Origin of the sequence: Natrinema caseinilyticum, assembly GCF_024227435.1 — an archaeon.
Classification (GTDB): Archaea; Halobacteriota; Halobacteria; order Halobacteriales; family Natrialbaceae; genus Natrinema; species Natrinema caseinilyticum.
Genome location: NZ_CP100445.1, coordinates 3,137,890 through 3,160,044 on the forward strand (window position 1 = coordinate 3,137,890; position 22,155 = coordinate 3,160,044).

27 protein-coding genes and 1 tRNA gene are annotated in these 22,155 nt (G+C 64.7%); 21 read left to right on the top strand and 7 right to left on the bottom strand.

Features of this window, described 5'->3' with window-relative positions; translation table 11 throughout:
• Window positions 1-34 precede the first annotated feature (34 nt).
• The 8 genes from NJT13_RS15390 (at window position 35) to NJT13_RS15425 (ending at window position 8,400) form a co-directional block, all read left to right on the top strand.
• A complete protein-coding gene (locus tag NJT13_RS15390) occupies window positions 35-679 on the top strand; it encodes a DUF7344 domain-containing protein (RefSeq protein WP_254522518.1) in 645 nt (214 codons plus the stop codon).
• A gap of 124 nt (window positions 680-803) precedes the next feature.
• Window positions 804-1,373, top strand: a complete 570-nt coding sequence (gene hpt / locus NJT13_RS15395) for a hypoxanthine/guanine phosphoribosyltransferase (protein WP_254522519.1) — start codon at window positions 804-806, stop codon at window positions 1,371-1,373.
• A gap of 198 nt (window positions 1,374-1,571) precedes the next feature.
• A complete protein-coding gene (locus tag NJT13_RS15400) occupies window positions 1,572-3,215 on the top strand; it encodes an ABC transporter substrate-binding protein (protein ID WP_254522520.1) in 1,644 nt (547 codons plus the stop codon).
• A gap of 21 nt (window positions 3,216-3,236) precedes the next feature.
• Window positions 3,237-4,184, top strand: coding sequence for an ABC transporter permease (locus tag NJT13_RS15405; RefSeq protein ID WP_254522521.1), 948 nt, complete (start codon window positions 3,237-3,239; stop codon window positions 4,182-4,184).
• Between the two features lie 3 nt (window positions 4,185-4,187).
• Window positions 4,188-5,318: an ABC transporter permease gene (locus NJT13_RS15410; RefSeq protein ID WP_254522522.1), complete on the top strand. Its 1,131-nt coding sequence runs from the start codon at window positions 4,188-4,190 to the stop codon at window positions 5,316-5,318.
• Window positions 5,318-6,463 carry an ABC transporter ATP-binding protein gene (locus NJT13_RS15415; protein ID WP_254522523.1) on the top strand — a complete coding sequence of 382 codons (1,146 nt, stop codon included), beginning with the start codon at window positions 5,318-5,320 and terminating at the stop codon, window positions 6,461-6,463. The genes NJT13_RS15410 and NJT13_RS15415 overlap by 1 nt, the downstream gene beginning before the upstream one ends.
• On the top strand, window positions 6,460-7,773 hold the full coding sequence (locus NJT13_RS15420) for an ABC transporter ATP-binding protein (RefSeq protein ID WP_254522524.1): 1,314 nt from the start codon (window positions 6,460-6,462) through the stop codon (window positions 7,771-7,773). Before NJT13_RS15415 ends, NJT13_RS15420 begins: the two co-directional genes overlap by 4 nt.
• A gap of 111 nt (window positions 7,774-7,884) precedes the next feature.
• Window positions 7,885-8,400 (top strand): DUF7974 family protein, encoded by a 516-nt coding sequence (locus tag NJT13_RS15425; protein ID WP_254522525.1) that lies wholly within the window; start codon window positions 7,885-7,887, stop codon window positions 8,398-8,400.
• A 225-nt stretch (window positions 8,401-8,625) separates the two neighbouring features.
• On the opposite strand, the gene NJT13_RS15430 is transcribed toward NJT13_RS15425, so the two are convergent.
• From NJT13_RS15430 to NJT13_RS15440, 3 genes are all read right to left on the bottom strand, one after another.
• A tRNA-Met gene (locus tag NJT13_RS15430) sits at window positions 8,626-8,700 on the bottom strand.
• Window positions 8,701-8,766: 66 nt separating this feature from the next.
• Complete coding sequence (locus NJT13_RS15435; RefSeq protein WP_254522526.1) at window positions 8,767-9,213, bottom strand: GtrA family protein; 447 nt, start codon at window positions 9,211-9,213, stop codon at window positions 8,767-8,769.
• Between the two features lie 245 nt (window positions 9,214-9,458).
• Window positions 9,459-9,725 (bottom strand): HAH_0734 family protein, encoded by a 267-nt coding sequence (locus NJT13_RS15440; RefSeq protein ID WP_254522527.1) that lies wholly within the window; start codon window positions 9,723-9,725, stop codon window positions 9,459-9,461.
• A 153-nt stretch (window positions 9,726-9,878) separates the two neighbouring features.
• On the opposite strand from NJT13_RS15440, the gene NJT13_RS15445 reads away from it, so the two are divergent.
• From NJT13_RS15445 to NJT13_RS15465, 5 genes are read left to right on the top strand one after another with little or no spacing between them, the layout of a single operon-like run.
• Window positions 9,879-10,160, top strand: a complete 282-nt coding sequence (locus NJT13_RS15445; protein ID WP_254522528.1) for a 50S ribosomal protein L44e — start codon at window positions 9,879-9,881, stop codon at window positions 10,158-10,160.
• Between the two features lie 5 nt (window positions 10,161-10,165).
• Entirely contained in the window at window positions 10,166-10,339 is a 174-nt protein-coding gene (locus NJT13_RS15450; RefSeq protein WP_254522529.1) for a 30S ribosomal protein S27e, read from the top strand.
• Window positions 10,336-11,136 carry a translation initiation factor IF-2 subunit alpha gene (locus NJT13_RS15455; RefSeq protein ID WP_254522530.1) on the top strand — a complete coding sequence of 267 codons (801 nt, stop codon included), beginning with the start codon at window positions 10,336-10,338 and terminating at the stop codon, window positions 11,134-11,136. The genes NJT13_RS15450 and NJT13_RS15455 overlap by 4 nt, the downstream gene beginning before the upstream one ends.
• A gap of 6 nt (window positions 11,137-11,142) precedes the next feature.
• A complete protein-coding gene (locus NJT13_RS15460) occupies window positions 11,143-11,322 on the top strand; it encodes an RNA-protein complex protein Nop10 (RefSeq protein WP_254522531.1) in 180 nt (59 codons plus the stop codon).
• Window positions 11,323-11,328: 6 nt separating this feature from the next.
• On the top strand, window positions 11,329-12,096 hold the full coding sequence (locus tag NJT13_RS15465) for a proteasome assembly chaperone family protein (protein WP_254522532.1): 768 nt from the start codon (window positions 11,329-11,331) through the stop codon (window positions 12,094-12,096).
• Window positions 12,097-12,211: 115 nt separating this feature from the next.
• On the opposite strand, the gene NJT13_RS15470 is transcribed toward NJT13_RS15465, so the two are convergent.
• Together NJT13_RS15470 and NJT13_RS15475 are read right to left on the bottom strand one after the other, a co-directional pair.
• Window positions 12,212-12,574, bottom strand: coding sequence for a DUF7344 domain-containing protein (locus tag NJT13_RS15470; RefSeq protein WP_254522533.1), 363 nt, complete (start codon window positions 12,572-12,574; stop codon window positions 12,212-12,214).
• A 130-nt stretch (window positions 12,575-12,704) separates the two neighbouring features.
• Window positions 12,705-13,484 carry a DUF7839 domain-containing protein gene (locus NJT13_RS15475; protein ID WP_254522534.1) on the bottom strand — a complete coding sequence of 260 codons (780 nt, stop codon included), beginning with the start codon at window positions 13,482-13,484 and terminating at the stop codon, window positions 12,705-12,707.
• A gap of 126 nt (window positions 13,485-13,610) precedes the next feature.
• Here NJT13_RS15475 and artA point away from each other — a divergent pair, with 126 nt between their 5' ends.
• The 6 genes from artA to NJT13_RS15505 all read left to right on the top strand — a co-directional run bounded on the left by artA (window position 13,611) and on the right by NJT13_RS15505 (window position 18,575).
• Window positions 13,611-14,708, top strand: a complete 1,098-nt coding sequence (artA, locus tag NJT13_RS15480) for an archaeosortase A (RefSeq protein WP_254522535.1) — start codon at window positions 13,611-13,613, stop codon at window positions 14,706-14,708.
• Window positions 14,705-15,418: a metallophosphoesterase gene (locus tag NJT13_RS15485; RefSeq protein WP_254522536.1), complete on the top strand. Its 714-nt coding sequence runs from the start codon at window positions 14,705-14,707 to the stop codon at window positions 15,416-15,418. The genes artA and NJT13_RS15485 overlap by 4 nt, the downstream gene beginning before the upstream one ends.
• A gap of 235 nt (window positions 15,419-15,653) precedes the next feature.
• Window positions 15,654-16,313 carry a bacterio-opsin activator domain-containing protein gene (locus NJT13_RS15490; protein WP_254522537.1) on the top strand — a complete coding sequence of 220 codons (660 nt, stop codon included), beginning with the start codon at window positions 15,654-15,656 and terminating at the stop codon, window positions 16,311-16,313.
• Window positions 16,314-16,395: 82 nt separating this feature from the next.
• Window positions 16,396-16,584, top strand: a complete 189-nt coding sequence (locus NJT13_RS15495) for a hypothetical protein (RefSeq protein ID WP_254522538.1) — start codon at window positions 16,396-16,398, stop codon at window positions 16,582-16,584.
• Window positions 16,585-16,700: 116 nt separating this feature from the next.
• Entirely contained in the window at window positions 16,701-17,009 is a 309-nt protein-coding gene (locus NJT13_RS15500; RefSeq protein ID WP_254522539.1) for a HalOD1 output domain-containing protein, read from the top strand.
• Window positions 17,010-17,345: 336 nt separating this feature from the next.
• Window positions 17,346-18,575 (top strand): MFS transporter, encoded by a 1,230-nt coding sequence (locus NJT13_RS15505; protein ID WP_254522540.1) that lies wholly within the window; start codon window positions 17,346-17,348, stop codon window positions 18,573-18,575.
• 179 nt (window positions 18,576-18,754) lie between these two features.
• On the opposite strand, the gene NJT13_RS15510 is transcribed toward NJT13_RS15505, so the two are convergent.
• Both NJT13_RS15510 and NJT13_RS15515 read right to left on the bottom strand, forming a co-directional pair.
• Window positions 18,755-20,113, bottom strand: a complete 1,359-nt coding sequence (locus NJT13_RS15510) for an NAD(P)/FAD-dependent oxidoreductase (protein ID WP_254522541.1) — start codon at window positions 20,111-20,113, stop codon at window positions 18,755-18,757.
• 174 nt (window positions 20,114-20,287) lie between these two features.
• Window positions 20,288-20,422: a transporter gene (locus NJT13_RS15515; protein ID WP_254522542.1), complete on the bottom strand. Its 135-nt coding sequence runs from the start codon at window positions 20,420-20,422 to the stop codon at window positions 20,288-20,290.
• Between the two features lie 119 nt (window positions 20,423-20,541).
• Between NJT13_RS15515 and NJT13_RS15520 the strand changes: the two genes are divergently transcribed.
• Both NJT13_RS15520 and NJT13_RS15525 read left to right on the top strand, forming a co-directional pair.
• The gene (locus NJT13_RS15520) at window positions 20,542-21,333 is read left to right on the top strand and encodes an N-acyl homoserine lactonase family protein (RefSeq protein ID WP_254522543.1); all 792 of its coding nucleotides are present in this window, start codon (window positions 20,542-20,544) and stop codon (window positions 21,331-21,333) included.
• Window positions 21,334-21,612: 279 nt separating this feature from the next.
• The gene (locus tag NJT13_RS15525; RefSeq protein ID WP_254522544.1) at window positions 21,613-22,092 is read left to right on the top strand and encodes an acyl-CoA thioesterase; all 480 of its coding nucleotides are present in this window, start codon (window positions 21,613-21,615) and stop codon (window positions 22,090-22,092) included.
• Window positions 22,093-22,155: the final 63 nt, after the last annotated feature.

The window sequence follows — 22,155 nt, forward strand, 5'->3', positions numbered from 1 at the left end:
CGTGTAATTTACAGGAGCCGACAGACGACTCGAGGTGACCGCCGTGGCACAACGACAGCGAACCAACGACGGCCGTCCCGGGGACAGTGACGACGCTGAAACCGCCGGTACAGACGACTCCGGCGCCGACGAACCGCTTTCGAAGGGGGAGATCTTCGAGGTGCTGCGAAATCAGCGGCGTCGCTACGTTCTCCAGTTTCTCAAGCAGGACGACCGTCCCGTCGAACTCGGCGACCTGGCCCAGCAGATCGCCGCCTGGGAGTACGATACGACACTCGAGGGCGTCACCCCCGAGCAACGAAAGCGAGTCTACACGACGCTCCAGCAGACGCACCTCCCGAAGATGAACACGACCGGCATCCTCAGCTTCGACTCCGATCAGGGCGTGATCGAGTCGACCGACCGCACGCGGGACATTAGCGTCTACCTCGAGATCGTCCCCGGCCGGGAGTTCGCCTGGCGCGAACTCTACCTTTCGCTCGGCGCGATCAGCTGTGCGCTGGTCGCCGCGCTGTGGCTCGAAATCTATCCGCTGACGTATCTCTCGAACCTGAGCTGGGCGGCTATCATCGCGGCCACGTTCACGCTGACGGCCGTCTCCCACATCTACTACGAGCGGAACATGCGTCTCGGCCACGGAGACCAGCCGCCGGAACTCAGCTACGGCGTCGAAAAGTGATCGCCAGCGGAACGCGGCGTCACGCGACTCCGACGAGCGAACCGATTCGGCCTCCGCTCGTCGTCGGCCGCGAAACACTCGAGCGTATCGTCAACTTTTACTCCGCTTCCGTCCGACCGACGACATGGATCAGTTGAAGCGGTCGCTCCTTGAGGCTCCGATCATCGAGAAAAACGGCTATCACTACTTCGTTCACCCGATCAGCGATGGCGTTCCGAAACTCGATCCGACGCTGCTTCGCGAGATCGTCATCCGAATTATTCGGAAGGCCGAACTCGAGGACGTCGATCGGATCGTCACGCCCGCGGCGATGGGCATCCACATTTCCACGGCCGTCTCGCTGATGACGGATATTCCGCTGACGGTCATCCGAAAGCGTCAGTACGGCCTCGAAGGGGAAGTCGAGATCTCCCAGCGAACCGGCTACTCGAAGAACGAGATGTACATCAACGACGTGCGCGAAGGGGAACGTGTGCTCGTACTCGACGACGTGCTCTCTACCGGTGGCACGCTCGCGGCGGTGCTCACGGCACTCGACGAGATCGGTGCGGAGGTTGTCGACACGGTCGCCGTCATCAAGAAGGTCGGCGGTGAGAACAAAGTCGAGGACGCGAACTACAGCGTCAAGACGTTGATCAACGTCGACGTCGTCGACGGTGAGGTCGTCATCGTCGACGAGGAAGGCGATCAGTAGGCGAACGGGACGGCACCCGCCCCGCTGGACCCGAGTCGAATGCACGCATCACCACCGGACGAACCCGCACGGACCAGCGCCAAACGAGGAACGAGACAGCTAGCGATCGAATGTACGAAATACCACTGTTCGGCGTCTCGAGCCGGTCTATGCCCCCCATCACAAGGAATATGTTGTCAGGATCTGAACCCATCGATCATGGTCGGGAATAGTGTCGGGACGGACGAGCGCAGTCGATCGGGCCGGCGCTCGTTCCTGAAGCGAACGGGGACTGCCGGCATCGCCGCGCTCGCAGGTTGTATCAGATTTAATACTGTTACAGCTGACGGACCGGCAGAGGAGTTGATCCGGGACGGGTTCGAGGCCGCGGGTATCGAACCGCCGTTCCAGACCGCGATCGCGATCACACAGGACGAGGAACGAGAGCGGTTCGCCCAGCTTCTCAAGGACGAACTCGACGACACCGGATTTTTCGATATCTCGATCGAACAACGGGACTTCGGCTCGCAAGTCGATCTGATGCTGAGTGCCGCCAAGAAGGAGGCAAACGCCATGTTCGTCGCGAGCTGGACCGGAGGGTGGGACCCCAGCGACTACGTCGACATGCTGTTTCACTCGAACAACTGGACGCCAAACGGGTTCAACGTCGGCCACTACGAGAGCGAGGCGGTCGACGAGTACATCGACACGGGCCTCACGGAAACCGATCCGGACGAGCGGGTGGACATCTATCGAACGCTCCAGGAAGAACTGGTCGCGGACTCGCCGGCGTCGTTCCTCCGCTTTCGCGAAACGACGCACGTCTGGGACGACGCCGTCACCGGCTGGCGGACGTATCCGCTTCGAACGGGAGCGTACTACGCCGTGTACGCCCCCTGGGCCGACGTGTACACCGACCTCGAGGACGGCAGCGAGTTCATCGGCGACCTCGGCAGCGACGTCAACAACTACGATCCCGTCTCGATAAACGGGACCGTCTCCAGTCAGGCAACGGCGCTCATCTACGAGGAACTCGTCGGCGTCGATTTCGATGGCGAAGTTCGACCGATGCTCGCCACCGACTGGGAGCAACTCGACGCCACGACCTACCGGTTTACGCTCCGCGAAGACGTCGAGTTCCACAACGGCGAGGAGTTCACCGCCGACCACGTCGCCGGCTCGTTCGAACGCTACGAGGGAGAGGTTCGAGAGGGTGACGTCTACGACTGGTACGAGGACTGCGAGCGCGTCGACGAGCACACGATCGACGTCGAGTGCCGACGAGAGTACGGTCCCTTCGAGAACGCGCTCTTCAACGTGCCGATCGTTCCGATGGCGGCGATCGACGGAACCCACGAACTCGCCTCCGAACCGATCGGGACCGGCCCCTACCGGTTCGTCGAACACGACAGCGGCAACCACTGGCGGATGCGGCGCTTCGACGATCACTGGTTCGAGGGCAGCAAAGCGGTCCCGGCGACGGCACCGATCGAAACCGTCACCCTCGAGATCATCACCGAAAAGTCGTCCAGGCAGGGGGCGCTCGAACGCGGCGACATCGACTTCAGTACCGGCATTCCGTCGGTGAGTCTCGCGGATTTCGAGGGGAACGACGCGTACGGCGTCGGTCGCCACGTAAGCGGCGGGTTCGACATGGTCCTCTATCCCGTCTACCGGGCGCCGTTCTCGGAGCGATCGGTCCGTCGCGGCGTCAACATGTTGATCCCACGTGAGGAAACGCTCGAAACCGTCTACAACGGGGTCGGCCAACTGGGCTATACGCCGGTTTCGCCGCTCCTCGAGAACTACGCCGACGAATCGTTTCAGGAAGCCATCGCCGACGAGTACGTTCGCCCGGACTAACACCGGTTCCCACGACCTACAATGTCGATCGGACGATACGTCTGCAAGCGGCTGTTGATCACGGGCCCAGTCCTGCTCGGCGTCACCGCGTTGACCTTCTCGTTCGTCCACCTGTTGCCGGGCGATGCGGTCGATGCGATAAGCGGCTTTCGGGACGTCAGCCCCGCGGTCGAGGCGTCGATCCGAGCCGAGTACAACCTCGATCAACCGGTGTGGAAACAGTACCTGCTGTGGTTGTGGGACGCGCTCACCCTCGATTTCGGCCAGTCGCCGATCACCGGTCGCGACGTGACGGCCTCGATCGCCCACCGACTCCCGGCGACGATCGCACTCGGTGGTGCCGCGTGGCTGCTCGCACTCGCGATCGGGGTGCCGGCGGGGATCGTCGCTGCGGTCAGACGGGGTGAGCCGGCCGACGAGGTCAGTCGACTCGCCGCGCTCGCCGGGATCGCGACGCCGAACTTTTGGCTCGGTCTCATCCTCCTGCTCGTCTTCAGCGTTCGACTGGGGTGGTTTCGGGTCATCCCGCCGGACGCACCGCTCGCCAGCCTCGCGATGGTGAAGTTCATGGTGTTGCCGACGATCACGCTCGGCACGGCCTCGGCCGCACTCGTCACGCGGCTGCTGCGATCGTCCATGCTCGGGGAACTCGACGAAGCGTACGTCCGGACCGCACGCGCGAAGGGCCTTCGAGAACGGACGGTGATCCTGAAACACGTCCTTCGAAACTCGCTGCTCCCGGTGGTCACCGTCGCCGGACTCCAACTCGCGTTCCTGGTCGACGGCGCCGTCGTGGTCGAACAGATCTTCTCCTGGCCGGGCATGGGACGACTCCTGGTTCGGTCGATCCTCGAACGTGACTACCCGGTCATCCAGGCGACCGTTCTCGGTATCGGCGTCGCGATCGTCCTCGCGAATCTGCTGGTCGATATCGTCTACGCAGTGCTGGATCCACGCATTCGATACTGACCGATGAGCGAACGAGACTCCACCGCCGAACGCGGCCGAATTCGCATCGTCGGCTTCGACGATGCCGTCTCGGACCGGAAGCGGCGTCGCCACGAGGGCGACGAGGAGCCCGTCGATACTGCGGCGACGACGCGAGCGAGCGACCGGCCGACGACGGCCGAGACGACGGAGGCGCGGACACCCGGAGCGGCCGGCCGATCGGGACGCCGACTCGAGGACGCCTGGCGCCGGTTCCGGCGAAACCGATCGGCCACGTTCGGGCTCGGGATTATCGTCGTCATGGCGGTGCTCGCGATCTTCGCCCGACCGATCGAGGTGTCGACGGCGGAGGTGACGATAACGCTCCAGCCGTTTTCTCTCGCCCCGTACGATCCGTCCGAGACGCTGGTCGGGCCGCAAAACGCGCCGCCGTCCCCGGCGCATCCGTTCGGGACCGACTGGGCGGGCCGCGACCAGCTCTCGCGGGTTCTCGTCGGCGGGCGGTACACGCTGAGCATCGGCTTCGTCGCCGTCGTGCTGGCACTCGGCGTCGGCGTGCCCCTCGGGGCGATCGCGGGCTATTTCGGCGGCTGGGTCGACGAGACCATCATGCGAATCGTCGACGTGCTGTACGCGTTCCCGTTTCTGGTGCTGGCGATCGCGATCGTCCCGATCCTCGAGCCGCTACCGATCCTCGGCGGCGGATTCTGGACGGTCGTCCTCGCCCTCGTCGTCACCGGCTGGATCGGCTACGCCAGGCTGTTGCGCGGCGAGGTACTCTCGGTTCGCGAACGCGAGTACGTCACCGCTGCCAGGGCGCTCGGCGTCCCCGATCGGACCGTCATCGCCAGACACGTCGTCCCGAACGCGATCGCCCCCGTCGTCGTTCAGGCGACGCTCAACGTCGGAACGGTCGTGCTCACCGCGGCCGCGCTCGGCTTTCTCGGCCTCGGCCTCGAGCCCGGCAGCGCGGAGTGGGGGGCGATGCTCTCGGAGGGCAAGAGCTCGCTCATCAGGGGCGATTGGCACGTGACGATCTTCCCCGGACTCGCGATTTTCCTGTTCGTCCTGGCGATCAACCTCGTCGGCGACGGGATCAACGACGCGATCGATCCGCACCGGGACGTAACCGACGAACGGAGGCGACTCCGCTGATGGCGCTGCTCGAGGTCGACGATCTCGTCGTCCAGTTCTACACCGACGACGGCGTCGTCCGCGCAGTCGACGGCATCAGTTACGAGATTCGCGAGGGCGAAACGGTCGGTCTGGTCGGCGAGAGCGGTGCCGGCAAGAGCGTCGCGAGCCTCGCGCTGCTTCGGTTGCTCGACGACGCCGGCGAGGTCGTCAGCGGCGACGTCCGCTTTCGGGGCCGAAACGTCCTCGAGATGACGGCCGACGAACTCAGGGCGCTTCGAGGAAACGAGATCGCGATGGTGTTCCAGGACGCCGGCGCGGCGCTCAACCCCGTCTACACCGTCGGTGAGCAGATCGCAGAAGCGATCCGCGCCCACGAGGACGTCACCGATGACGAGGCCCGCGACCGAGCGATCGGTCTACTCGATCAGGTCGGGATCCCTGATCCCGGCGTCCGATACGCCGATTACCCCCACGAGTTCTCCGGTGGCATGCAACAGCGGGCCGTTATCGCGATGGCACTGTCGTGTGACCCCAGCCTGCTCGTCTGCGACGAACCGACGACCGGTCTCGACGTCACGATTCAGGCGGGGCTCGTCGAATTGCTCGCGGATCTCACGCGGGAGTCCGAGACGGCGGTTCAGCTCGTTACGCACGACCTCGGCGTCGTCGCGGAACTCTGTGACCGAGTTCTGGTGCAGTACGCCGGCCAGATCGTCGAACGGGCACCGGTCGAAGCGCTGTTCTACGAACCCGGACACCCCTACACCGTCGGGTTGCTGGCCTCGATCCCCCGGTTGGGCGACGAGCGCGAGCGGCTCACGACCGTCCCCGGGACGCCCCCCGATCTCGTCGACCCGCCGACCGGCTGTCGGTTCCACCCGCGCTGTCCGTACGCCGAGAGCGTCTGCGCCCGCCGCGATCCGCCGCTCGTGGAGACCGCGAGCGGGTCCGACGACGACGGCGATCCCGCGGCCCACGTCGCCGCCTGCCTCGAGTACACCGGCGACCTGAGCGACGGGTTGGACTACGAGGTAGTCGTCCGCGACGAAGGGGGCGACGGCGACGAGCGAAACCGCGACGAGGAAGGCGACCGAGGCGGTGACGAGACCGACCGAGGCGAGGACGACCGTCGGGAACGTGGCCGACGGGGTGAGTCGCGATGACGGCGGCCGAGGACGAGCCGCTCCTCCGAGCAGAGGGTGTGGCGAAGCACTACACCACCGCCGAGGGGTTCGTAGACCGACTCTTCGGCGGGAGCGAAACGGTCCGGGCGGTCGACGGCGTCGACCTCGAGATCCGCGACGGCGAAACGCTCGGGCTGGTCGGCGAAAGCGGCTGCGGCAAGACGACGCTCGGCCGGACGCTCGTCCGGCTGACAGAGCCCACCGCCGGTTCGATCACCTATCGCGGCAGGGAGATCACCGACTGCTCCCGGTCCGAGCTCCGGGAGCTTCGAGCCGATATTCAGTACGTCTTTCAGGACCCCGTCGCCAGCCTGAATCCCCAATTGACAGTCGGCGAAAGCATCGGTGAAGCCCTGGCGGTTCACGACGTCGTTGCCGAACCGCGGCGCGACGAGCGCGTTCGGGAACTGCTCGAGACGGTCGGACTACGAGCCGGGCACGCGACCCGCTATCCGCGAGCGTTCTCGGGCGGCCAGCGACAGCGGATCGGCATCGCCCGGGCGCTCGCCGTCGAACCCGAACTCGTCGTCTGTGACGAACCCGTCTCCGCGCTCGACGTCTCCGTCCAGGCCGGGATCCTCAACCTGCTCGCCGACCTCCAGGACCGGTTCGATCTGTCGTACCTCTTTATCACCCACGACCTCTCCGTCGTCGAACACGTCGCCGACCGGGTCGCCGTGATGTATCTCGGGACACTCGTGGAAACGGGGTCGACCGCCGAGGTGTTCCACGAGCCCTCACACCCCTACACCGAAGCGCTCCTGTCGGCGATCCCCGAACCCGACCCCCGCTGGGACGGGGACCGGATCGTCCTCGAGGGGCCCATCCCCGCCCCGACGGCTCCGCCGTCCGGCTGCCGGTTCCACACGCGCTGTCCGAAGGTCATCCCGCCCGCCGAGTACGACCTCGAAACGGCCACGTTTCGGGCGATCGTGGCGTTGCGAACCCGATTCGAGCACGCTGCGTCGAGGGACGCGGGACTCGAGGCGCAGCTCCCGGGATCCCGAGACGACGCGGACGTTTCGACGGCGCTTCGGGACGCGCACGGAATCCCTCGGCAGCTCGCCGATCCCGCCGCCGAAACCGCACTTGAGGACGCGCTCGCGGCCGCCGAAGCCGGCGATCTCGAAGCCGCCCGGAACGGCCTCGCGGCTGCGTTCGAAACCCCGTGCGAAACGACCGACCCAGTACTCGAACCCGGTCGAGCCACCCATCCGATCGCGTGCCACCGGTTCGACGACCGATTCGAGGGCGAGCCCGAGCCGACTCGCGGGTCGAGTGACGACTAACGGGCGCGATACCCGCGACAGGCCCAGGTTCCCTCACCGCACACCGGTAACCGGACCCGACACCACTATCCGGACTCGGCACGTCGGCCACCGTACGCGAGGCGGTCGACGATGAAACGAACCGACGAGCCGGCGGACGACGATCCGTTCGTGCCGGGCCGCCGCGTGGACGCCGGACGCGACGGCCGTGCGATCGACTGGGCCGCGTTCAGCCACGCACTCACGCCGACGAGGCTTCGCCACCGGGCGATAAGCGTCAGCGTTTCGACCGACGACCGACGGTACGATCTCGGCGACCCGGTCGAACTCACCGTCACGTTTCGCAACCGACTCCCGTTTCCGATCCGGATCCGGACCGAGTCGCCGAACCGGTGGACGTGGGCCGTCGACGGCCTCAGCGAGGCGTCGCAGGTACCTCGAGCGGTGCCCGATCGTCCCGCGGTATTCTCGTTCGACCGACGCGAGCGCAAGCGCTTTCGACGGCGGTGGCCCCAACGAATTCAGGTCGACGACGACCGGTGGACGCCCGTCGATACCGGAACCTACACGCTCGAGGTGAGGGTTTCCCGATCGGATGCGGCCGAGCGAGGGCTCGTCGATCGGACGGAAATCGAAATTACGAAGTGAGACGGCGGTCGCCGGGAGGCGCGCCTCCCGTGGCGGTCAATCACCACGGTCGGTAGACGATAGCGAATTGCGATCGCGCAACCGCGGCGAACGGGCCTCGTTCGCAGCCGCATGGAAACGGCACAGCGCATCGACGTCCGGTCCGCAAATCGACTCGTCGCATTTCGCCGAATTCCGAACTCACACCACGGGAGGCTCGTCGTTCGTCGGTGTGTTCGTCAAAAGTAGCGGGAGGTAGATTTGAACTACCGGTCTGCGGGTTATGAGCCCGCCGGAATCTCCTGGCTATCCCATCCCGCTACCATCTCGTAACCGAGTATGCTAGTTAAGGGTTGTGATTCGGCTGCCGTATGCGGGTTTCTACCGCTACTCCCTGTGAACCTTCCACGTGTAGAGGCTCTCACAGGTGTAGTTGACGAAGAATCCGACCCCGATTCCGATCACGTTCGCCGTTACGAACCAGACGTCGAACCACCGAACCAGCACCGTCAGCACCGCCAGTGTGACCACCAATCCACCGAGTCGAACCGCGTTCGAGCGAACGAACCGCCGTCCCAGCGCGTCGAATCCGAGACTACCGTGGTTCGCGAACGTCCACCGTTCGTTGATCGCGAAAATGACCCCGATACCGAGTTCCCACGAGACGAGTTTCGCACCCTGGAGGCCGAGTCCCGTTCCCTCGATCAGTAGAAAGAGAACGGCGTTATCGACGGCTGCGCCGACGAAGCCGACCCCGACGAACTGACTGAACCGCGTCGTCGAGAGCAGCGCACGGGCCCGCATGCGGATCGCCTCTGAAAGGGAATCACTCATCGTCGTACTCGATCTCGCGTCTACCCACCACTGTCGGCGGCATCAATTTCCGTTTTGCGGTCGCCGAATGAAACCATCAGCCGAACATCAAATCGACGACGACGCTCCTGCGACCGTAACTCGATCCGTCGGAGAAAACGGTCGGGACCGCTGCGAGAGAGCGGACGATCGGATCTGAACGGCGGTCGTGGGACGGTCCGCCGTACAGCATCGACCACACCGCCGTCCGGTCCGCTGAAACTGGCTTACACCGCGAGGTCGCCTTTCGGCCGAACCACGTCGACCGCTTCGGCGTCGACCCGGTCGACGTCGAGGAAGTGGGGCGTGTAGTTTCGCTTCTCGTAGTCCTCGTACTCGTCTTCGGCCCCGACGGTACACCAGAGCTGGACCCGGTCGGGACCGTGGTACTCGCCGTTTCGGTTGATCCCGAAACAGACCACTTCGTCCCCATCGTACCGTATAATCGCCCCGTTCCGGATGCCGGGATCACCGTGAATGATGAGCTGCTTCATGGTCGCTGATTCACAGGAGAGCGGATTAAACGCTTCGGAGGGCGAGACGGGACCGAATCCGACCAAGAGACGGCCGGCAATCGGACGCGACGCGCCGACGAACCAAACGGGTTTTAAACGGCGCTGCCATAGCCCACGGCAAGTGAGATAACCATGCAGATGCCACGCCGATTCAATACCTACTGTCCGTTCTGCAACGAACACCACGAACACGAGGTCGAAAAGTCCCGAACCGGCCGCTCTTCGGGCATGAAGTGGGACGCTCGCCGAACCCGACGGAACACCGCCTCGATCGGGAACTCCGGTCGCTTCTCGAAGGTGCCCGGCGGCGAAAAACCCACCAAGAAGACCGACCTCAAATACCGATGCAGCGAGTGCGGCAAGGCCCACCTCCGCGAGGGATGGCGCGCCGGCCGACTCGAGTTCCAGGAGTGATTTCGATGGCAGGAAATTTCTACAGCGTCCGATGCAGTGACTGCGAGAACGAACAGATCGTCTTCGGCAAAGCCGCGTCGGAAGTGGCCTGTGCCGTCTGTGGAACGACGCTCGTCCGACCGACGGGCGGCAAAGCCGAGATCGATCACGAAATAATCGAAACCGTCGAGTCACGATGAAGTACAGCGGCTGGCCCGATCCCGGCGAACTCGTCGTCGGCAAGATCGACGAAATCGAGGATTTCGGCGTCTTCGTCGATCTCGAAGAGTACGAAGACAAGCGCGGACTGATCCACATCTCGGAGGTCGCAAGCGGCTGGATCAAGAACGTCCGCGATCACGTCCGCGAGGGTCAAATTGTCGTCTGCAAGGTTCTGGACGTCGACGAGGAGTCCCAGCAGATCGATCTTTCGCTGAAAGACGTCAACGACCACCAGCGGTCGGACAAAATCCAGGAGTGGAAAAACGAGCAAAAGGCCGACAACTGGATGGAACTCGCCTTCGGCGACGAGATCGACGACGAGGCCTACACGTCGATCGCGAACGAACTCATCGCCATCCACGGCAGCCTCTACGACGGCTTCAAGCAGGCGGCGATCCACGGCGAGGAAGCCCTCGAGGATACCGACCTCGACGACGACGAGATCGACGCGATCGTGGAGACGGCGCGCGAGAACGTCTCGGTGCCGTACGTCAACGTCACCGGCTACGTCGACCTCGAGAACCCCTCCGCGACCGGCGTCGACGGGATCCGCGAAGCCCTGCAAGCCGCGGGCGGCAACGGAGAGATCCCCGACGAAGTCGAACTCGACGTGAGCTACGTCGGTGCTCCCGAGTACCGGATCGAAGTGCAAGCGCCCAACTACAAGACCGCCGAATCGCACCTCGAAGACAGCGCACAGCGAGCGATCGCCGCGATCGAAGGCCACGGTGGCAACGGCGAGTACCACCGCGAGCGCCGGACCGACGACGAATAAGCGCGTATGAAATCCGATATCCGGGTGTGTTCGGCGTGGCGCGAGACCCACGAACGCCCGGTGTACACGCTGTCCGATACCTGTCCGGAGTGTGGAGCCGCGACGGAAAACAGCGCACCGGCACCGTTCAATCCCGAGGATCCGTACGGCGAGTACCGACGCGCTCTTAAACGTCGCCGCCGCTGATACGGTATGGACGAACTCGAGGTCGACGCAGTCGCCGAGGTCGAACTGGACGATCCCGTCCTCGTCGAGGGGCTGCCGGGAGTCGGACACGTCGGCACGCTCGCCGTCGAACACCTGCTCGAGGAACTCGAGGGCGAGAGCACGCTCGTGCGCCGGATTTACTCTCGGGAGTTCCCGCCCCAGGTGAGCGTCGAGGACGGCGTCTCGGAGCTGACCTGTGCGGAGCTGTACGCCGTTTCCGTTCCCGACGGACGCGACCTGCTCTTGCTGACCGGTGACCACCAGGCCCAGACGAACGAGGGCCACTACGTACTCACCGATGCCTTCCTCGACATCGCCGAGGAGTTCGGCGCGACGGAAGTCTACGCACTCGGCGGCGTCCCGACCGGCGAGCTCATCGAGGAGTACGCCGTCGTCGGCGCCGTCAGCGACGAATCACTCCTCGCGGAGCTCGAGGATGCAGGGGTCGAATTCCGGGAGGACGAACCCGCCGGCGGCATCGTCGGCGTCTCCGGGCTATTACTCGGCCTGGGAGAACGGCGCGGCTTCGAAGCCGTCTGTCTGATGGGCGAAACCAGCGGCTACCTCGTCGATCCGAAAAGCGCCCGTGCGGTGCTCGAGGTGCTCGAGGTCGTCCTCGGGTTCGAACTCGACTACGAATCCCTGGACGAGCGAGCCGACGAGATGGAAGACGTCATCGGCAAAATCCAGGAGATGGAACAGCAACAGCAGATGGACGTCCCGACCGACGACGACCTGCGGTACATCGGCTAACACCGACGCATCGGAGTCGCTCTTTTCGAACGGCCGATCAGCGGTCGGCGTCCTCTCACGGCGAAGCCGTCGGCATTGGCGTCGCTTACCGCTGTCGTTCGGTCGGCACGTCAGCTCACGGGTGGGACGCGAGTGACCGATCCGCCCGCGGCTCCGGAGGCCACTGCTTCAGCTCCGCGGCGGCATCGAGCAACAGGTCGATTTCGGCGTCCTCGGTGAACCTGATCGTCCCGTCGGACCAGTCCACGTCGACGATGTCTCGGTCGAATAACTGGGGAAGGTGGATGTGAACCAGTCGGACGCGGGTGCGGTCGATTTCGGCGTCCGTGACGTTTTCAGAGGTAGTCCGATGTCGCCGGACGGCGATCTGTCGTGCGAGCGTCTCCACCGTGCTCGCTCCGCCGCGTTCGACGAGTTCGTAGAAGAGGTATTGCCGGTCAGCGCTGGCGAGTACTCTGAAAGCGTCCGATTGGTCCATGGCTCCCTACGGGACCGGAACAGCTTCACGGCCAAAGTATCAGTGCCTAAAATCCTTGGACCGGGGCGTTCGTGTCGGCGCGGTTACAGTGCTCGCGGGGGTAACACACCGCCCGTCAGGGTCGGGGACGTCACCCTTCGAGTACCTCGTAGGAGACGTCGGCGTCTCGCAGCGCGTCGGTGACCCGACCGACGGCATCGGTCGTCGCGACGGCCGTTACACCGAGACCGTGATTGGCGGCGTCCGCTGCGACTTCGCCGACGGCGAACGTGACGGCCGGGTCGGTGCCCGCCTGCCGACAGGCGACGACGGCCTCGACGCCGGTGGCGACGACGAGGTCCGCCCCCTCGCAGGCGTCGACGACGGTCTCGTCGGCGATGGCGCGGCTCCCGCCGGTGCGGATCGAGGGAACCTGCAAGACGGTAACGGACCCCGGTTCGAGCTCCATGACCCCTTCGAAGCTGGTCACGCCGACGTCGGTACCCGCCTCGGCGTCGGTGGTCGCGATGCCGGTCGCGGGCCCGTCGCTTTCGGGAGTCGCGTGAAGGAGACCGTTTTCGACCGTCAGAGAGACCGTGTCGCCTTCCTCGATGTCTTCAGTGGCGATGTAGGCATCTTCGCTCATCGCGCCCAGCACGTCGCCCGTCACGTGATCGGCGAACCGACGGACGTCGTCGGCGGCGCGAAAGAGCCAGTCTACCCCCTCGCGAGTCACCCGATAGCGCGATCGACCCTCCATCTCGACGAGACCGTCGTCGACGAGTTCTCGAATGTACTCGCTGACGGCCTGGCTCGTCACACCGACCTCCTCGGCGATCTCACCCTGACTGACCGCGGGCTGGCGCTCGGCGATCTGAACGAGAATGCGAAATCGCGTCGCGGCCCGCTTGTTATCGAGGACGTCGACCATACGGCTACCCTTTTCCTCAGGGTAGCAAAAAGGTACCCGATCGATCGATCGTGCCGAGTCGTGGGTGAGACGACCGTCTCGAGGCGTCAAGTTGATAGCGAGAGAGTCCATCGAGCTAGCCTGACTATGTCGGCCCTACCAGCGACGCCCGTCGTCTCCGGCGCGGTCGTCGAGTCCGTGACGACGGGATCAGCGACGCTCGCCGCCGTGAGCGTCGGGTCGATCCCGCTCGCGGATTCGCTCGCGTGGATCGCGATCGGCGCGTTCGTCGCGGCGATGCTCCTCGAGTGGCACGGCGCCGTCGCTCCAGCGCGGTATCTCGCCGCAGGCGCCTGGGTCGTCTTCGGCCTCTTCTGGGTGACGATGATCCCTCACTACTACCTCGAGGTCAAGAGCCCGATCCAGACGCTGTTGACGCTCGCCGCATTGCCGCTGTGTGCCTACACCGGGTATCTGCTCGTCCGGGGCCGAGAATCGCTGCTCCTGCTCTCGAAGGCCATCGCGTTCATGGGCCTGATCTACCTGCCGGTCGAGACGATCCCGTTCGTTCGGACCTGGCTGATCGAGACGACCGCCGCGCAGACGCACTTCGGGATGGAGTTGCTGGGACACAGTCCCGGCATCGAAGAGGGTGCGAACGGGTACCAGAGTCGGTTCGCGTTCGATCCCAGCGAGACGGTGACCGGCCGGACGACCTACATCATCACCTCGTGTACCGGGATCGGCAGCATGGCCATCTTCGGCGGACTCATCGCTGCGGTGAAAGCACCCCTCAGGCGGAAGGCTACAGCCTTCGCGCTCGCGATCGGCGTCATCTGGTTTCTCAACCTCGTCAGGAACGTGTTCATCGGGCTGGCCTCGCCGTGGGGCTGGTTCCAGCAGGATATCCTCGTCTACGTCGTCACGGAGTTCATGGGTGCGCCCGCCGACCGAACCTCCTACATCGTCGCCCACAACTTCATCGCACAATCGCTGTCGATTGTCGCCCTGCTCGGGATCACCTACCTCGTCGTCCGCATTCTCCCCGAAGTGCTCGAGCCGCTCGAGGACGTCCTCTACATCCTGACCGGCGACGAGTACGACCTCGCTGACGCGATCGGTCAGGACGTGCGAGCGGACGGCGGACGGACGAGCGCGACGGGATCGGCCGCGTCGAACGCGGGAACCGACGACGGTCCGTCCGGTAGCCCGGAGTCCGCGTCCGCGCCGGAGACCGAGCGATGACCGCCGTCGACGTCGACGTCCCGTTTTCGGTCCACGACCGCGCCGTCTCCGTTCCCGCCGCCGACACGCTCGTCCTGGCCGACGTCCACCTCGGTAAAGCGGTCGCCTCGAGCGTCGACGCACCGATCGACGACGGAGCCGATGCCGTAGAGCGCGTCCGCGGCCTCCTCGAGGCGACCGAGCCGGCCACCGTCGTCGTCGCGGGGGACCTGTTGCACTCGTTTTCGCGGATTCCACGCGGCGTCGAGCGCGACCTCGACCGACTCGTCGACGCCGTCGACGCGGCCGGTGCCGACCTGATCGTCACGCCCGGCAACCACGACACGATGCTCGAGGGTCCCTTCGACGGCCAGACGACACCGGAGTATCGGTTAGCGGACGGGGAAACCGTCGTCTGCCACGGTCACGACCGCCCCGACGCGGCGGCCGAACGGTACATCGTCGGCCACGATCATCCGACGTTGTCCGTCGACGGCCGCAAACTCCCCTGCGTTCTCTACGGCCCCGACGCGTACGAGGGCGCGGCCGTCCTCGTCCTCCCGGCGTTTACGCGCCTCGCCGCAGGAGCGACGGTCAACGGGATGTCCGGCAGCGATTTCCAGTCGCCGCTGGTCCGAACCGCCGACGTGTTCCATCCGGCGGTCTGCGATCGCTCGAGCGGCGAGACGCTCTGGTTTCCGCCGCTGGGGGACTGCCGACGACTGTTGTGAGCGGACCCGTCGGCCGCTCGGAGCGGCCGGCAGTTGCGACGACGGCGAGGACCCCAGAACCGTCGGTGTCCGTGGGAAACGGTCGGTACTGGAAACTGTCCCGGGCTGGCGCTGTCGGTCGAACGGCGAGAAAGGGATGCAAAGCGGAGTCGCCGACGCACGGTCACCATCTTCTCGGAGCGCGAATCAGGGCCAACTCATACGACCGTGGCCGACGTCAGGCATCCGTATTCCCATGAGCGTCATTTTAGAATTCACGATCCAAAGTGAGGAGTTTTCACTCGGCGCGATCCTCTCGGGAGTATCCGGTATGCACCTCGAGATCGAACGCATCGTCCCGACGGGCGGGGAAGTGTTGCCGTTCGTGTGGGCGACCGGGGACACCCACGAGGAGTTCGAGGAAGCGGTACGAAACAGTCCGATCGTTACGGAATTTCTCGCTCTCGACAAGATCGGCGATAGCGGATTGTATCGGATCAAATGGGAGGAGCCACAGCGCGACCTCGTAGACGGCATCGCCGAGTCGGAAGCGACCGTCCTCGAAGCGGAGGGAGAGGAGAACTGGCTGTTCCGCCTTCGCTTCAACGACCACGACGCACTCTCGCAGTTCCACAACTACTGTACGGAACAGGATATCACGATCCACATCGAACGGACGTACACGCTCAGTGAGCGGGTCGGACAGCGGCGTCAGTTCGGCCTCTCTCAGGATCAACGCGAAGCGCTCGTGTTGGCCCTCCGAAGGGGCTATTTCGCCACGCCGAGCGAATCGAATCTGAGCGAACTCGCGACCGAACTCGACATCTCCCGCCAGGCGCTCTCGACCCGTATTCGGCGAGGCAACGAAACGGTCCTGCGAACGGCGCTGCTCTCGTCGGTGACGGACTTCGACTGAACGGGATGTCGCCATTTGAATAGTTTTACCGGTCAACGATTTACTTCTTTGAAACGGGACTGGTACGGGCTATCGATAGAGAATGCCTGATGGGGAGGGTCAACGGACGATCGCGAAATGCATTTGCTGCGGGACCGCCTACGCCGCCGAAAAATGGCCCGACGGGACGATCCAGCCGATCGGGACGAGAGACGGCTGTCAGTGCGGGACGACCGAGTTTCGGGTCGTCGAACAGTCGGCTGATACCGTTCGGGAGAGCGTAAGCGAGTAACCGACCTCGAACCGCCCGGCGAGAGATCGACGGAGAATACTCCCTGCGAATGCACCCGACAGGACCACACCGCTTCGTGTGCGAGTGACTCTCAGGCGACCAGGTGCATTTCCCCGATGAATCCCGACTTCGCAGGCGGTTCTGAGCCGCCGGAACGAGCCGAGTACCGGTACGACTGCGACACGCCTCCCAGTATCGCTATCGTCCGAGCGATCGCTGTCCTGGAGAATATCGATCCGATAGAGTCGGCGTCCGACCTCGGGATCACCCTCTGCGAACACGTCGATCCATCGGCACTTGATCGACTCGTCACCGACGCTGACGGTGCCAGCAGAGTCACCGTCCGTTTGACGATCCAAAACGATCGTCAGTACGCTGTACAGATACGAGACAGCGGCCTGGTGGTCGTCGAAAAGGACAGGTGAACGATCGGTCACGTCGGTCCGTCGGTCTCGGCGGATCGCGGCGGTCGAAGCCGGACGTATTCGGTACCCGTAGCGCCAGTGTTGCGACCGAAATGCGAGCGGGGGAATCGTGGCGGGAAAATCCGGTCCCGACGCGCCGAGTATTCGGATGCGTGCTCGAGGGGGGAAGATCGTACGGAGTTGTGAGGTTCGATTGAGCGTTTTGCGTCCGGAACGCATCGTCACGTTCCGGCAGACAGTGGTACTAACGACCCCGTCCCGGACGTGTGATAGGTGTGGGTCGATTTCCTCGAGGCTAACACGTAAGACAGTTGCCCGTAGCAGTATCCCAGTGTGATGGGTCTCTTCGGTATCGTTGCTATACCCGCAACTGTGCGAGGGCTCTTCGGTGAACTCGGCGGAGAAAAACGGGGCCGGATTCTCGGCGCCGTCGCATTCGGCTGGTTTCTCGCACTCGGTATTCGGCTCGCGGTGCCGGCATTGGTGCCGTACATTCGCAGCGATTTCGGAATCGGCCTCACGACCGCCGGTATGCTATTGAGCGTCCTCTGGGTTTGCTACGCCCTGTTTCAGCTCCCGGGGGGCATCCTCGGCGATCGTATCGGCGAACGGAAAATCCTCACCGGCGGTGTCGTGCTCGTGGTGATCGGCCTCGTGGTCTCCATTCTCGCTCCGACGGTCGCGGTTCTCTTCAGCGGGATCGGCGTGATCGGAATCGCGACCGGTCTCTTCGCGACGACCAGATTCACTATTCTCACGGATATTTTTCCGGACCGCGGGGCAACGGCCATCGGAATCAGTTCGGCGGCGGGAAACGTCGGGACGGTTACGCTGCCCATCGCGATGGGATTTCTGGCGGCCAGGCTCAGTTGGTGGGCTGGCTTCGCGGCGGTAACGCCGGTCGTCGGGATCGCGGCACTCTCGCTCTGGGTGATCGTTCCACCGCAAACGTCAGGGGACGAGAGCGCCGTCGACGAACTCTCGCGTGCGGTCGCCACGGACCTCCTGCGCGCGATCAACCAGCGCCGGATCGTCGTTTTCATCACGTCGATGTTCCTCATGTCGTTCATCTATCAGGGGTTTACGAGCTTCTACCCGACGTACCTCATAGACGCGAAGGGGCTCTCAGAGGGGGCTGCGGCCACGCTCTACAGCGTCTTCTTCGCGACGGGAATCGTGATCCAGCCGATCGGGGGTGCCATCGGCGATTCGTTCAGTGATCGAACGACCATCATTTCCGTTACCGCACTGACTGCCGTCGCACTCGTCCTCCTCACAGCAGCGAACGGCTTCTGGACGCTGCTCGTCATATCGATGCTGATCAGTACGCAACTTGGGTTTTGGCCGATCGCACAGGCCGCGGTTGCAGAGGCGCTCCCGACCGAAATTCAGGGGACGGGCTTCGGTTTCCTCCGGACGACGTACCTGCTGTTGGCCGCAATCTCACCGACCGTTATCGGCCTGCTGGCGGACCGAAATCTCTTCGACGAGGCGTTTTTCCTCCTGGCCGGTTGCGCGGGTGTGACAGTCTGTTTCGTCTCCCTCCTCTCGATCGACCGATCGTGAATTCTCTCTCCGAACGTCGTTCGTGAACACACCTCCTCGGATACGACGCCACCGTCTCCGAGCGGCGACAGGGTGCGGCCGGTATCAGCAATCGCTGACGGACCCCGATTCCGGCCGTTGCCCCAACGGATTGCCGATGGAACCCTCGAGGACGAGCGACGAATCGAGACCGAAACCGATCACCGAGAGAGATCGTCGATGACAGATTTCGCCGCCCGACGCCCGCTTTCCATCGCGCCCTGGATCGACGACCACCGCGTGTAGTCACCCGCCAGGTACACTGACCCGGCGGGGTCGCGTCCGTCCGGCAGGCGATCGCGAAATCCCGGCGGCTGCTCGAACTGGGCGAACGGAATCCGTTCGGTGTGCAGCGGTTCGATGCCGTCGAATTGACGGTTCGGATACCACGACTCGAGGGTCGACCGCGTCCGTTCGGCGAGGGATGCGTCGGTCTGGTCCCACTCGCCGCCGCTATGTTTCGTCGTCCCCGGGGTTTCGCGCTGCTCGCAGAGGTAGGTCGCGCTGATGAGGGTTGCGCCGTCGGGGGCGTACTCCGGTGCGACGGCGCTGTGGGGGACGACGTGGTTCGGCCCCGCATCCGTCGCATTCAAGAGGAGCCGTCGGCCGGTCGCGAGATCGGTGTCGGCCGGGAGGGCGTAATACTGGGTAATGCAGGAGCGGGCGTCAGTGGGAATCGAGGACACGGCCGTCAGTTCGCGTGCAGTCGGCGGATCCGTCGCGACGACGACCGCATCAGCTTCGGGGGTCCGATCGCCGATATCGAGAGTGACGGCCCCAGCCGATTCGCGAGCATCGACACCGTTCGTGTCGTCGACAGCCGCCGAGACCGACTCGACCGTGACGTCGGTTTCGATCGTCCCGCCGAGATCACGCACGCGGTTAGCGATCTGGGCTGGAATCGATCCCATTCCACCGGCCGGCACGGCGATATCGCCCGCCGCGAGGGCCCGAAAGGTATATTCGAAGACGTGACTCGAGGTCGAAAGCGAGCGATCGAGGGTGATTCCGCCGTAGAACGGCGCGACGAAGCCCTCGACGAACCGGTCCGAAAACCCCCGGTCACGAAGGGACATCCCAATAGACGTCTCGGACGCGTCGTCGAATATGGTATCCGGATCGGTTCGCCTGAGCTCCCACCAGAGACGGGCGACGCGAACCGCGTCGCCGACGGAAACGGACGGATTGGACAGCGTCGCGGGGATCGTTCCCGGCTCCCGAAGCGGATCCGCGAGCGTCGTCCGGCCGTCTGGACCGGCCAGCGTGGCTCCCGGGGTGAATCGACGCAACGAGAGCGCCTCGAGGTCGAGTTCCCGCCGGACTGCGGGGTAGGCGGTAAAGAGCACCTGGAAACCGCGATCGAATCGGTAGCCGTCGCGCTCGACGGTTCGAACGCGGCCACCGACCGTCTCGCGACGCTCGTACAGCGTCACATCGACACCGCCGCCGGCGAGGTGTCGTGCGGCGACGAGCCCGGCGAGGCCACCGCCGACGACGATCACGTCGGGAGTCGAACCCATACGCAATCGTCGGACGTTGGCCAATAAAATCGTGGACCTACCGATGCAGGTGGTGACCGATCGGAACCGGCGCCCGTGCGCCGGTCTCGAGGATCGGGATCCGACGTCCGTCGTTCGGTCGGCGGTCGACCGCCGGGTGACGGTGCTCGGTCGTCGATGGGCGGACGTCGGTCGTCAGTGGTCAGTCAGGACCCTGAGTCCGGCGCCAACGAGGATAACGAGGGCGCCGAGGATCGTTGCGACGGGCGGAATCGGAACGAACAGCAGGCCGACGCCGACGAGGAGAACGATCGTCGAAGCTCTGACCATACACCCGATACGTCCGGAAGCCGGGTAGGGCTACGGCAGGCATTGACAGCGGGCACGACCGCAGCGAGCACGGACGCGCCCGTCGGCACCCATAAGCACCCGCCGGACGTGAATCGGGTATGGTCGACGCGACACTCACACCGATCGATCGCGGGACGATCACGAGCGACGTCAACAACACCATCGAAGGGTTCGTCCGCGGCACGGCCGACGAACCGAATCCGGAGACGATCATGGGGGAGGGACCGGTGTACAACATCGTCATCGACCATCCCGAGGGGACGATCCTCTGGGACACGGGGTCCCATCCCGACGCCGCCGACGGCCACTGGCCCGAGGAGCTACACGCCGCCTTCGAACACACCGGTCTGCGTCCGCTCGAGGACGACCTGGCCGATGCCGGCTACGACGTGTCCGACGTCGATTACGTGATTCAGACGCACCTCCACCTCGACCACGCCGGCGGCCTCTACGCGTTCGAGGGGACCGATACCCCGATCTTCGTCCACGAGGAGGAACTGAAGTACGCCTACTACGCCGCGAAGACCGACGCCGGTGACGACGCCTACATCGCCGGCGATTTCGACCGCGACATAGACTGGGAGATCGTTCACCGCGACCGACGACAGCTCTTCGACGGAGTCGAGTTCGTTCGGCTGCCCGGCCACACGCCCGGCTTGCTGGGCGTCGTACTCGACCTCGACGACGGGACGGTGATCCTCGCCGGAGATCAGGCCTACACGCGGGCGAACTACGAACGAGAACTGCCGATGGGCGGTGGACTGCTCTGGAGCAAGCGCGACTGGTTCGAGAGCCTGCGACTCCTCAAAGACCTCGAACGTCGCCGCGACGCACGGGTGATCTGTGGCCACGCCGCAGCAGACCTCGAGGCGATGCAAGACGGGCTCTAGCGGCCGCGATACCGTCTCGACCCGACGACGGACCGGTCACCTCGACTCACCGTCACTCCGGCGGTTCCGATGACCGGTTTCGGCCGCGCCGACGACCGATATCGGTGAGGCCGGCGGCATCGTATTCCCCGGTGTCTCCGCCGTCGCTCTCGCGGCCGCGCTGTGCCGTGCGTCGGGGCTGGCCCGGCACCGACTCCGATACCGCCGTGTCCCCGCGCAGTACCACCACGAGGTTGCCGTGGTCGGTACGGTTTTGCCGATCGCAACGGCGATGACGATATGGACACCCACACCGACGAAGAGGCGGACTCGGCCGGGCGCTCCGACTGTCGGTCCGTCTTCGAGAACCGCGTCCGGTTCGCCGAGACCGATCTGCAGGGCGTCGTCTTCTACGGCGAGTACTTCACCTTTCAGGACGAATCCGTCGCGGCGTTCCTGCGGGAAATCGACTACGGATACGACCGCATGCACGAGGACGGCTGGGACATCCACGTCGTCAACAGCGAACTGAACTACCGCGAGGGCGCCGAACTCGGCGACGTCATCGACAACGAACTGTGTGCGCCCGAGATCGGAACCTCGAGTCTCATGTTCACGTACCGCGCCCGCCGGCGGGCCGACGGCGAGATTCTCGCCGACGGGACGGTCACGCACGTCGCCGTCGACCGCGAGACCCGCGAGCCGACTCGGATTCCCGACGCGTTCCGGGACGCCGTCGCGACGTTCGGGGACGGGGGCGGCCTCGAGTCGGAGCGGTGAGAGCGAGGGGGACTCGAGTCGAACCGGCGTGGCGCGCCCCACCGTTCGACCGTCGGAGTCGGA